The organism is candidate division KSB1 bacterium (genome assembly GCA_034506255.1).
GTDB lineage: Bacteria > Zhuqueibacterota > Zhuqueibacteria > Zhuqueibacterales > Zhuqueibacteraceae > Coneutiohabitans > Coneutiohabitans thermophilus.
Genome location: JAPDPX010000002.1, coordinates 69,233 through 81,172 on the forward strand (window position 1 = coordinate 69,233; position 11,940 = coordinate 81,172).

General features: G+C 61.8%; 10 protein-coding genes. 4 read left to right on the top strand and 6 right to left on the bottom strand.

From position 1 onward, the window contains the following. Positions 1-40: 40 nt before the first annotated feature. Together ONB52_03920 and ONB52_03925 are read right to left on the bottom strand one after the other, a co-directional pair. Positions 41-874, bottom strand: coding sequence for a hypothetical protein (locus ONB52_03920; GenBank protein MDZ7415291.1), 834 nt, complete (start codon positions 872-874; stop codon positions 41-43). Between the two features lie 10 nt (positions 875-884). Next, the gene (locus tag ONB52_03925) at positions 885-2,903 is read right to left on the bottom strand and encodes a HEAT repeat domain-containing protein (GenBank protein ID MDZ7415292.1); all 2,019 of its coding nucleotides are present in this window, start codon (positions 2,901-2,903) and stop codon (positions 885-887) included. A gap of 286 nt (positions 2,904-3,189) precedes the next feature. Here ONB52_03925 and ONB52_03930 point away from each other — a divergent pair, with 286 nt between their 5' ends. Continuing rightward, complete coding sequence (locus tag ONB52_03930; GenBank protein MDZ7415293.1) at positions 3,190-4,185, top strand: Gfo/Idh/MocA family oxidoreductase; 996 nt, start codon at positions 3,190-3,192, stop codon at positions 4,183-4,185. A 67-nt stretch (positions 4,186-4,252) separates the two neighbouring features. On the opposite strand, the gene ONB52_03935 is transcribed toward ONB52_03930, so the two are convergent. After that, positions 4,253-5,785, bottom strand: a complete 1,533-nt coding sequence (locus ONB52_03935) for an AbgT family transporter (protein ID MDZ7415294.1) — start codon at positions 5,783-5,785, stop codon at positions 4,253-4,255. A gap of 463 nt (positions 5,786-6,248) precedes the next feature. On the opposite strand from ONB52_03935, the gene ONB52_03940 reads away from it, so the two are divergent. Together ONB52_03940 and ONB52_03945 are read left to right on the top strand one after the other, a co-directional pair. Further along, a complete protein-coding gene (locus tag ONB52_03940; GenBank protein ID MDZ7415295.1) occupies positions 6,249-6,884 on the top strand; it encodes a glycosyltransferase in 636 nt (211 codons plus the stop codon). 81 nt (positions 6,885-6,965) lie between these two features. After that, positions 6,966-8,021, top strand: a complete 1,056-nt coding sequence (locus ONB52_03945) for a flippase-like domain-containing protein (protein MDZ7415296.1) — start codon at positions 6,966-6,968, stop codon at positions 8,019-8,021. Here the strand turns inward: ONB52_03945 and ONB52_03950 are convergent. The 3 genes from ONB52_03950 to ONB52_03960 all read right to left on the bottom strand — a co-directional run bounded on the left by ONB52_03950 (position 8,014) and on the right by ONB52_03960 (position 11,439). After that, positions 8,014-9,414 carry a sigma-54 dependent transcriptional regulator gene (locus tag ONB52_03950; protein ID MDZ7415297.1) on the bottom strand — a complete coding sequence of 467 codons (1,401 nt, stop codon included), beginning with the start codon at positions 9,412-9,414 and terminating at the stop codon, positions 8,014-8,016. The genes ONB52_03945 and ONB52_03950 overlap by 8 nt on opposite strands. A gap of 209 nt (positions 9,415-9,623) precedes the next feature. Next, positions 9,624-10,688 carry a tetraacyldisaccharide 4'-kinase gene (gene lpxK, locus ONB52_03955; protein MDZ7415298.1) on the bottom strand — a complete coding sequence of 355 codons (1,065 nt, stop codon included), beginning with the start codon at positions 10,686-10,688 and terminating at the stop codon, positions 9,624-9,626. A 10-nt stretch (positions 10,689-10,698) separates the two neighbouring features. Continuing rightward, a complete protein-coding gene (locus ONB52_03960; GenBank protein MDZ7415299.1) occupies positions 10,699-11,439 on the bottom strand; it encodes a lysophospholipid acyltransferase family protein in 741 nt (246 codons plus the stop codon). 132 nt (positions 11,440-11,571) lie between these two features. Between ONB52_03960 and ONB52_03965 the strand changes: the two genes are divergently transcribed. Continuing rightward, positions 11,572-11,937, top strand: coding sequence for a hypothetical protein (locus ONB52_03965; protein MDZ7415300.1), 366 nt, complete (start codon positions 11,572-11,574; stop codon positions 11,935-11,937). Positions 11,938-11,940: the final 3 nt, after the last annotated feature.

Below are 11,940 nucleotides of genomic sequence, written 5' to 3' on the forward strand. Positions count from 1 at the left end.
TACTGTGACTTTGAAACTAACGCCACGCTGCCGCTGCCTCTCAGCGCTGTCCCGCACCAATTTGTGATGGGACTTCGAAGATGGTGCTGTCCACCTCGGCCGCCGCCATGATGTTGGTGAAAACAATACGGCGATTGCTGCCTTCCATCTTTCGCTCTGTCGCCAGCTTGAACTCGCCGAAATCCTGCCAGTTTTCCCACACTGCCGCGACCGGGGTGGCGCCGGCGACCGGCATGTATTCCCAGCGCCGGAGCAGGTAGGTGGCGGGATCTATGAAGAGGCGATAAACATTGTCCGGCGTCAAACCGACCCTCTCAATAAAACTCAAACGCAAAACCTCATAGCGCACACCCTGCACTTCCTGCGTGCCTTCATATTGCAGGCGGGCGCCGGGATCCATCAGTTTGAAGGGGCACAGCAGCCAGTAGGTGTCGTTGATAAAGCGTGAGTAGGCCATGCCGAGCAGGCTGTGGGCTTCTTCCACGCCGGCGCGCCGGCCGTTGGTGAACACGGCACCCTCCTGCTGTGAGTTGAGATTGAAATAGACCACGATCTGATCCTGGCCCAGGCGGCCGGCCAGGCGATAGCGGTTCGTCTGGCGATCCCAATCGTGACTCCAATCCACGATGATGCCGGTGTCTGATTGCACCGTGTAGTGAAAGGAAAGTTGTTTGACTTGTGCGAGTTTTTCACTGCCAACCGCCCGGCTTATTTCCCGGGCGATGCGCACGGCGGCGGAGTCTGATTGCGAGGGATCAAAGGCGAGCGCATAAGACTTGTTTGGTTGCTCCGGCCGGGGCTCCGGCTGGCAGGCCGGCAGCAAAAGGCTGGCAAGCATGAGCACTGCCGTCGGGGTGCGACAAAATCCTTTCATGGCTGCTTCCTTAACGGTGAATCGTGATCCGTTTGATGCGATGGCCGACTTGCAACTCATCCACCACCTCCATACCCTTGCGCACACGCGCGAAAATCGTGTAGCGGCCGTCGAGATGCGGCTGGTCGGAATGGGTGATGAACCATTGCGAGCCTTCGGTGTCCGGCCCGACGCTGGCCATGCCCACCATGCCGCGGGTGTAGCGCAACCGGTTGAACTCTGAGCGCAGAGAGTAGCCGGGGGAGCCCCACATGTCGCCGCGCGGGTCACCGGTTTGTATCACAAAATTCGGCACCACGCGATGAATGAGCAGACCGTTGAAGAATCCGCGCTGTGCCAGCCGCACGAAATTGAGCGTCACCAACGGCGCTTCCTCCGGGAAAAATTGCAGCTCAAATGTGCCGGCATCGGTTTCCACTGTGGCCCAGGCACCATGGAGCTTGCTGATTTCGCGATATTCGAAATCCCAGGAGGGCCTGGTTTCGCGGGGCAACTTGTCGCTGTAATCCCGGCCGGTGAGTTGTCGCAAGGCTGCAGCCGCAGCCGCGGCAAAAGGCTTGTCCGGCACCTGCACCGCCGCCTCCAGCAGCGGCACGGCTGCCGGATTGCGGCAATCCGCCAGCGCTTTGAAAATCATCTGCGCCACTTCCACATCGATGGGCGCCGGCAACTTTTCATAGGCCTGGATGATGGCGAGCGCGTGCTCCTGGCGCCGGCTGGAATCGGCCGCGAGATTTTGCGCGGCAATGGCGGTCAGCACCTGATCACCGCTGGCGAGGGCGCTTAGATATATCGGCAATGCTTGGGCTGGTGCAGAAATTTTGGGCAGGGCTTCCAGGGCGGCGATGCGCACCAGCAGGGCTGTGTCACCGGCGAGTTTTTCCAGCAGGGGCAGGGCGCCGGGTGCGCGGGTGGCGGCCAGCGCCGGCGCCAGGCCGGCTCGGACAAAGACTTCAGAACTGGCGGCCAGGGGCGCGAGAGGTGTCACGGCTTCCGGCCCGAGTGCCGTGGCCAGTGCCTGCGCTGCAGCCACTTGTTCCTGCCAGGTGGGGGTGAATTCGCCATCGGCTGCCGCGCCTTTGATGCGATTCCGCAGCAGGGGGATGGCAGGTGAATGTGCCGGGCGCTGCGAGCTGTGTTCGTAGGCGGTGCCAAGGGCGCGCAAGGCGGTCACCCGGACGTGCAGGTTGGAATCGTTCAGGGGAAGCAGCGCCGTCAGGGTGGTATCGCGCTGCGGGTCGAGCAGGTTGCCGAGCGCCTGCGCCGCACTGACGCGCACGCGCCAGTCCGGGTCATGCCGTGCGAGCTGGCTGAGAGGGAGGATGGCCTTTTGGTCGTTGATGACACCGAGTGCGCGTGCCGCCTGCATTTGCACGCGGCTGCTGCGATCCTGCAGTGCCTGCTCCAGAGCCGGTGCCGTGGCAGCATCGGCCAGACGAAACAAGGCATATGCACAACGCCAGCGCACCTCCTCACTGTCATCTTGCAACAGGGCAGTGAGTTTTGCGCCCCAGCCCGGCTGGGAAAAGCGGCGATGCGCCAGCCGGGCGATGGTGAGCGCCGCCTCCGCGCGCATGATGGGGATGTCGTCCTGCAGCAAATGCACCAGGGTGGAATCGATGCGGCGCAGGGATGAATCGCTGGCAACCTTGCCGAGCGCTTCGAGCAAATGCAGGCGCACTTCCAGATCTTTTTCCGTGGCGAGAAAAGCCAGCACCACGCTGGCGGTGTTGGCCTGCGCCAGTTGGCCGAGCGCAAAGGCTGCCTCCACCCGCACGGTGGGATTGCCCGAGCGCAACAGCTCCACCAGCGCCGGCACGGCATCCGGATCCTGCGAACGGCCCAGGGCAATGGCCGCGCGCTTGCGCACCTCCTCCTTCGGATGCATCACGAACTTGACCAGCTCGCGAGCCGCCACCCGCCGGTTTTCGAGCCGGATGATCTCCGCAATTTCCCGGTGAGAATTGCGGCAGCTTTGGCAAAGCAGGGCGGGGAGAAGCAGAAGCAGGACAGCAGTTCTTTTCAGCATAAGCAGAGAGTGATGCAGGTTATATGGCCCGGGGAGAAAGGGTTCGACAAAACAGGGGCATAATACCTCGGCTCATGCAAAGATGCAAGTTTTTTGGCTCCGATGACCGGCCCGGCGGCATCGCACGCAGGCACGGCCTGCCGGCACGCACGCGCAGCGCAGCCACGGTCAGCCAGTGTTCGAAATTACGATTGCGTCACAACGTGGGCTGACCTACATTGCCCGGAGATACAGGAAGCGTGCCATCCTTGCACGCGAGCTGTTGACCCTTTTGACCGGAGAAGCCATGGCTGTGATTCGCATAGGTGTCGCCGGCGTTGGCCGGCTGGGAGCGCTGCACGCGGCGCGTTTACGCGAAATTGCGGGTGTCGAGCTGGCGGGCGTGTTTGATGTCAATCAACAACGCGCCCGACAAGTGGCAGCCGAACATGGCACCCGTGCCTTCGCCACTCTGCCGGAGTTGCTGGCGAGCTGTGAGGCCTTGACCATCGCGGTGCCGACCAGCGAGCATTTTGCCACGGCACAAGTCGCGCTGCAAGCCGGCCGCCACGTGCTCATTGAAAAACCCGTCACCGCCACCAGCGCGCAGGCGCGGCAGCTCATCGCCCTGGCGCAGGCGCACAACCTGATTTTGCAGGTGGGCCACATTGAGCGATTCAATGGCGCGTTGCGTGCGCTGGCGGGATTCCCGCTGGCACCGCGCTTCATCGAATCTCACCGCATGGCATCCTTTGATCCGCGCGGCACGGATGTCGCCGTGGTGCTCGATCTCATGATTCACGACATCGACATCATCCTGAACCTGGTGCGGAGCACTCTCACCCGCGTGGATGCCAACGGCGTGGCCGTGGTTTCCCACGAGCCGGACATTGCCAACGCGCGGCTGCAGTTTGCCAATGGCTGTGTCGCCAACGTCACTGCCAGCCGCATCTCACAGAAAAAGATGCGCAAACTGCGCCTGTTTCAACGCGATGCCTATATTTCCGTGGATTTCCTGCAGGGCTTCAGTGAAATTTTTCGCCTGACGGCACCGGAGGAGAGCGTGCCCGGACAGGCTTTTCCCCTGGTGCTGGGCCGGCTCGATCAGGGGGCGCGGCCGCGACAGATCATCTATGAAAAACGCGAAGCGCCCGAAGGCAATGCCCTGCGCCTGGAGCTGGAGAGCTTTGCCCGCGCCATCAGAGGCGAAGCCCCGCCACCGGTCACTGGTGAGGACGGTCTGCGCGCCCTCGAAGTGGCCAGCGCAATTACAGAAATGATCAAGGCGGAGCCACCGGCGTAATTTCCCCCTGATGGCTCGGCCTGCGTGCCCGGTTTTGGCGGATTGCCGGCACCGTCTCATGCGGGATTCACTGTGCGAGCCGCAGACCGGCACCCGGGCCCACCGGCAGATCCAGCGCAAACCACAACACCAGCAGGCCCGACCAGGTTATCAGGAAGACGATTGTGAAGGGCATCATGGTGGCGATCACTGTGCCCATGCCGGCATCCTTGCTGTAGCGCTGCACGAATGCGACAATCAATGCAAAATAAGACATCATCGGCGAGATGATGTTGCTGCAGGAATCTCCGATGCGATAGGTGGCCTGGGTCAGCTCCGGGGTGTAGCCCAGCAGCATGAACATGGGCACGAACACCGGTGCCATGATCGCCCATTTTGCCGAAGCGCTGCCCATGAACAGATTCAGGGTGGTTGACAACAGCACGAAACTGAGCAGCAAGGGAATGCCGTCGAAACCGACCGCTTTGAGGAATTCCGCACCCTTCACCGCCACGATCAAGCCGAGATTCGTCCACGAGAAGTAGGCGACAAACTGCGCCGCAAAGAAGACCAGCGTGATGTAGGAGGCCAGTGTGCCCATGGCTTTGCTCATGGCCTCGACGACGGTGGCCTCGCGGCGCACCGTGCCCGCGCCCACGCCATAGGCGATGCCCATCACCGTAGCGGAGAGAAACACGATCGCGACGATGCCGGACAGAAAGGGGGAATGCAGGAAATCAGGATTCCTGGGATCGCGCAAGACCCCGTCTTCGGGAACCACGGCCCACAACAGCAACAACACGATGACCACGCCGGTGGCAAAGGCATACCACAGGCCGCGCTTTTCCGCGGGGGAAAGCGGCTGCAACTCCATGGTCTTCTCCGAACCGCCGTATGCTCCCAGGCGGGGCTCGACGATCTTTTCCGACACCCAGGTGCCAACCAGCGTCAGCACGAAGGTGGAAACGACCATGAAATAATAGTTGCAGGCGGGGTTGACGAGATAGTCCGCATCGATGATGCGCGCGGCCTCCTGCGAGAGACCGGCCAACAGCGGGTCTACCGTGCCGAGCAGAAGATTGGCGCTGTAGCCACCCGAGACGCCGGCAAAGGCCGCGGCCAGCCCGGCGAGTGGATGGCGGCCAACCGCCAGAAAAATGACGGCACCCAGCGGCACCAGCAACACATAGCCGATTTCAGAAGCAGCATTTGACATGATGCCGGCGAAGACAATCACCATGGTCAACAGCCGCCGTGGGGCGGAGAGCACCAGCAGCCGGATCGCCGCACCCAGCAAGCCCGAGCCTTCGGCCACGCCGATGCCGAGCAGCGCCACCAGAACGGTGCCGAGCGGCGCAAAGTTGGTGAAGTTGCGTACCATCTCGGTAACGATGCGCCGCAAACCTTCACCGCTGAGCAGGCTCACCGCTTCAATCGTCTTGCCGGTGCCGGGATGAATCGCCGAGACCTCGAAGGCGGCGGCCAGCGCGGAGAGCAGAATGACCAGCCCGGCGAAAAGGGCAAACAGGCTCGTGGGATGCGGCAGCAGGTTGCCGACTTTCTCAACAAAGTCCAAAGCGCGGTGGAAGAATTGGCTGCTGAAGCGAAACCGCCATTTCATGAGTCGCCTCCGGTTGGTGAAGTATCACGCGGAAGATGCACAAGCAGAAAAACAGCGCGCGGTTGATTGGTGGGGTAACGAATGACAAGACCCGGCCGCCGGAGCAGCTTTTGCCACCGGCGCGGTCAACGCCGTCGCCATTACGTCTTCGACTTTCATTCTTGTAAGTCTCTCCCCCGCACACACCCTGCAAGTTCCGCTTGCCCTGGCGCTGAAATTCCGGCCGCAGGAAAATCAGTGCTCTGGCATTCACATGATTACGACACCTCTGCGCGCCGGGTCTGCGCGCCAATGGTTTGAATTTTGCCTGAAAGGCGCGGGATGATACAGGCCTTTGCCGCCCGGCGACGCTGCAAGGCGGCCGCCGGCGCGCAAACGCCCAGATTGCCACGTTCACAAAGGATTGTGACGGATTACCTCAGAGTCAGAACAACTCTGTGACACTTATAGAAAGGATGCTCCCATGCGGGTTGCCTATTTTCTCGAAAATCTCTCAGCCACGGCACCGGCACCTGCGTTTGCCCGGCTGATTCCCCACCTGAAGCAGGCCCGGATCGACTTTCGTTGTTTCACCAGCTCGCCGCTCGCCGGGCTGGCAGCAAGTGATGAAGTGATCAGCCTGCAACCTTTTTCCGCCACCCTCTTTCCCGATCAGGAAGCCGCCCAGGCCCTGTCGGACAGTGTCTCGCGGCGACTGGCGGCATTCCAGCCGCAGGTGATTCATCTCGGCGATACCTCCCTGCTCAGCCTGCTGGGCCTGGGCTACGCCCGCAGCGAGCAACTGCCGCTGGTGGCCACGTATTCGCCGCAGGAAGACGATGGGGCGGAGGCCGGCTATCTCCGCTGGTTCTATGGCGCCTGCCAGTTGGTTCTGGTGGAAAATGACCGGGCCGCCCAGGCGCTGCAGCGCCTGGGTTTGACACATGCTCGGATCGCGCGCCTCACCGCCGGCAACGCACTCGTCCGCAGCCGCCAACTCAGCGTGTACTATCAACGCCTGCGGCGCGGCTCTGTTGTTGTGCCCGATGACGTCACACGGCCCCTGCGCCGGCGGACTGCGGAGCATGTCGTGGCTGTTCCCCAATTGGCTGCGATCTGAATCTCCCTGACAACCTTTGTGTGATGTGCAAACCCGGCCCCCGGCCGTTGTGCCTGGTTGCTGACCTGCCCGTCTTTTTTCATGCCTTTGATCATTGTTCTCAGCCTCGGTCTGCTGATCACCTCAGTCTATTCCGTCTGCACGATCGATCAGCCGGCCCTCGAGGCCTTGCGCCATTTTCCGCCGTTTCTCGCACTCTTGCTGCTGGGGATGGCACTGGCGCCGTGGTTGCTGAGCGCTCTGCGGCTTTCCGTCTGGATGAGCTTTCTGCGCCATCCTGCACGTTTCCGCGAAATTCTGCGTGTAGTCATCGCCGCCGAGGCGGTGGCCGCGATCACGCCGACCGCGGCAGGCGGCGGCTATTTCAAGTTCGGCTGGCTGGTCAAACGCGGCATGCCGGCGGGCACGGCGGCCTCCCTGATGCTCCTGGGGACGCTGGAAGAGTATTGCTTCTTTTTAATCAGCCTGCCGGCCGTTTTGTCGTTTTCCCCGGCAGCGCGCGAGCTGTTCTCCCGCGCTGCCGGGTGGAATCTGTTGCTCTCGCCCGATTGGCAGCGCCGCGACCTTTTGCTCACCGCGCTAATCGCCGTTGCAATCGTGGTGGCTGCCGGATGGCTGGCCTGGCGCAATTTGCCCGAGCGGCACCAGAGCAAGGTGGTGCAATGCTGCCGGCGCTGCGTGCAGCAGTGCCGCCTGGGCGGCCAGACTTTGCGGCAGGTGATCAGGCACGGCGGCTGGCGTTTCTTTGCAACCGTCGGGCTGGCGGGAGGGTATTGGGTGTGCCGGTGCAGCCTGTTGGTGGTTTTGTTGGAAGGCTTGCGCCAAAACCTTGACGCGGTGCAGGTGATGGTTTCGCAATGGCTGCTCTTCATGGTGATGAATTTCATGCCCTCGCCGGGCGCGGTGGGCGGCGCCGAGTTCGGCTTTTTGCTCCTCTATCGTGGGATACTGCCGCCAAATTTTGTGGGTGTGCTTTCCGCCGCCTGGCGGGTGTTGACCTTCACCCTGCCGGTGGGCCTGGCGGCGCTGGTGTTCATGTGGCATGCCCGCCAGCGAAACAAAAAGGGCATCCCACCTGACTGCGGCAGGGTGGATGCCCTCGTGGCGAGTGGCCGGAACGCCGGTGCGGTTATTTGACCATCGGCAAACCGTACTTCTTGGCTTTGCGGTAGATGGTGGCGCGGCCGATACCGAGCTTCTTCGCCGTCTGTGAAATGTTCCCGCCGTTTTCCAGCAGCGCGTTGCGCAGCGCTTCCTCCTCCAGTTTTTCAATCCAGCTCGACAGCGTGTTGTCCGATTCGTAGATGCGTTTCTCGCCGATGGCGCGCACGGTGTTCGGCAGATCCTTGGGCGTGATTTCCCGGGTGGAAGCGAGCACCACCGCGCGCTCGATGGCATTTTCCAGCTCGCGCACGTTACCGGGCCAGTTGTAGGCCATCAGCAGCTCCAGCGCATCCGGCGCGATGCCCTCCACTTCCTTGTTCTCCTGGCGGGCGAACTTGTCGATGAAATGCGCCGCCAGCAGCGGAATGTCCTCGCGGCGTTCGCGCAGCGGCGGCAGTTTGATGGGGAAGACCGAGATGCGGTAGAACAGGTCTTCGCGGAATTCATTGGCGCGCACCGCCTCTTCCAGATCACGGTTGGTCGCCGAGATCACGCGCACATCCACCTTCACCAGCTCGTTGCCGCCGACGCGCTCGAATTCGCGCTCCTGCAGGATGCGCAGCATCTTCGCCTGGGTGGCGGGTGTCATCAGGCCGATCTCATCGAGAAAAATGCTGCCGCCGTTGGCCACCTCGAATTTGCCGATGCGCTTGCCGGTGGCGCCGGTGAAAGCGCCCTTCTCGTGGCCGAACAATTCGCTTTCCAGCAGCGATTCCGGCAGCGCCGAGCAGTTCACGGCGACGAACGGCTTGTTGCAGCGCTGGGGATTGTGGTAGTGAATGGCGCGCGCGATCAGCTCCTTGCCGGTGCCGCTCTCGCCTTGAATCAACACCGTGACATTGCTGTTGACCACTTTCTCCAGCGCCCGGAAAACTTCCTGCATGACGCCGGATTGTCCGATGATATTTTTGAACTGAAAGCGATCCTTCAGCTCCGAACGCAGCGAGTCGATTTCCTGGCGGAGCGAGCTGGTGGTGAGCGCGTTGCGCACCGTCACCAGCAAACGGTCGCTGGGAAACGGCTTTTGAATGAAATCATACGCGCCCAGCTTCATCGACTTCACCGCCTTTTCGATGGTGCCGTGCGCCGACATCATCACCACCGGGATGCGTGGCTCCTCATTGCGAATGCGCGTGAGGGTTTCGATGCCATCGATTCCCGGCATTTGGATGTCGAGCAGAATCAAATCCGGCACATTTTCCCGGATCATCTTCAGGCAGGCTTCGCCGCTGTTGGCGGTTTCGACGACGTATTCCTTTTCCTTGCGCAAGTTGATCTCGATCATCTTGCAAATGTTGCGATCGTCGTCGACCACGAGAATCGAATATTTCCGGGCCCTCCGGCCGATGGCATTCTCTTCGGTCATGGCTTTCACTTTATTTGAATCAAACGCTGCGGCATGATGCGATGATGAGAAGATACGAATTGGTGAAAGTGTGGCGGCCTGTGTGTCATGGGAGAGATAAGGCTTGGCGGCGGCTAAAAACCATTTTTCCCTTGAGTTGCGGCCGCCAAAATACAAAACCGGCCAGTGAATCGCAAGGCTTTTCTCGTGCGGCGCGGCCGCGGGCGTGCTCAACTTTCGTGCGCTCGGGCAGTCAGGGCGTGGAAACCGAGCGCCTGTCTCACTGCCGGCAGGAAATCCGGGGAAGGCAGCGCTTGTATTTCGAGCGCGTAAGCTGGCAGCCGGTGCAGGCAGTCAAAGTGCCGCAACTTCACTGCGTCCTTGCCGGTCGTGATCAGAAAATCACTGCGTGATTGCAACAGTCTTTCCGCGAGGGCATGCGCGTCGCTGGCGCGATAGTTGTAATGATCGGGAAAACACGAAACCTCCACTGGTTCGATGCCGAGGCCCCGAACCATGGCAACAAAGCGCGCGGGATTGGCAATGCCGCTCACCAGCACCGCACGGCAGCCGGACACGGCTGACAGCGGCAGGTCTTCATTGCCGGTCAACGGGCGCAAGTGGCGCGGCTGAAACTCCAGCGCAAAAGTCTTGACGCCGAAATGATCCCGGCAGCGGGCCTGCACCGCTTCCTGCTCCGTGACGGAAAGTGCCTTTAGCCCGGTGAGCAGCAGCAGATGCGCCCGCCGCAGATTGTGCCGCGGCTCACGCCAGGGGCCGGCGGGCAACAGCCACGCCGGATCACGCAAAAAGTCCGCCGGAGCCAACACAATATCGAGATCGCGGTGCAAACGGCGATGCTGAAAACCGTCATCGAGCACCACCACCTCCGGCTGAAACCGCACCACGGCGACTGCGGCTGCATGGGTTTTGCTGGCATCAACAATCACCGGGGTTGCCGGACAGGCGGCCGCCAGGACTTGCGGCTCATCCCCGCTGGCGTGCAGATCGGCGAGCAGGTGCCGACCATCACTGACAATGCAGGTGCCGCGGCGGGAGCGGCCATAACCGCGCGCCACAATTGCGACGCGTCGACCCTCCTGCTGCAGAGCATTCGCCAGGAAAATCGTGAGCGGCGTTTTACCGGTGCCGCCCACCGTCAGGTTGCCGACGCTCAGCACCCGCGCCGGCAGCCGGCGCACCGCAAAGATACCCTTATCGTAACCGTGGTTACGCAGTTGTACCAGGCCACGATACAGCCAGGCGAGCGGCAGGAGGACGGGATAGTGGATCATGGCTTCGGTTTCAAGTGACTGTCGGGGAGGTTTGCGGAGGTGCCGGCAGGAACAGTTGCCTCTCCGCTTCGGCCTCCAGCGCCAGCATGTCCTGCTCCATTTGTTGCCGCAGGGCCTCCAGTTGTTGGTCGCCGGCGGAGGCCGCGATGGCCCGCGGCTCGCCATAGAGCACGATTGTGCGGCTGAAGGGTTTGGGAATGATGAATTGATCCCAGCTTTTGAGCCGCCAGCAGGAGGAGCTGGCGAAAGTCAAGGGCAGCAGGCAGGCCCCGGCCTTTTGTGCAATGGCAATGGCGCCGGCTTTGAAATGATGGCGCGGGCCTTTCGGGCCGTCCGGCATGATGGCGCCGGCGGCGCCGCTGCGCAAGGCACGAATCATTGCGATCATCGCACGGCTGCCGCCCCGCGTGCTGGAGCCGCGCACCGTGCGGTAGCCCAGGCGATGCAGCGTCTGTGCGATCATTTCGCCGTCGCTGTGTTCGCTCACCATGCCGCACAGGTTTTCCCGGCGATGAACGAAGATGGGAATGAGAATCTTGCCATGCCACGTGCAGATGAGAAAGGGCGTGCCGCTGGCACGCAGGCGCTCGAAATGTTGCCGGCCCACCAAGCGGATGCGTGTCCAGTGACCGATCAACAGCAGCGCCAGCCACCCGAAACGGGTCGCAAGCCAAAACGTTATGCGCCGCCAGCGGGAAAGCCGCAGCCCGCGCGGGGCAGCGCCGACGGACCGATTGTTGATCTTCAACATGCTCTCAAAGAATCGTCTTGCAAAAATTGGGAAATCTCCGCACCATCCGCAGTCACGGCATTTTGATCACGCCGGCGGGGTTCACTGCCGGCCGGGTTTGCTCACCGTTGTTTGAAGCAGGGGAAGAAAATCATGCCACGCCTGCCGCTGTTTCTTCTCATCGCAATGCCCTTTCTCGTTTTTTCCTGCGCCTCGCACGGTTCCCGCACTGCTGCCGGCGCCGCCGCCAAACTGGATCCCCGCCTGCACAGCCGGCTGCAGGAGCCCGCCGCCGCAAATACCGCTGAGCTTGCAGTGCTGATCAAATTCCAGCAGCCCCTGACCCCGGCACAGCAGATGCAACTGCAGGAGCGCGGCGTGAAACTCATCGCCCACACCGGCACCGTGGCCACCGCCACCCTGCCGCCCGCCGCCTTGCTGCCGCTCGCGGAACTTGATTTCGTCCGTTATGTCGAACCATCAAAAGAGTATCGCCTGCAACAGGAAACTGTGCATTAACTT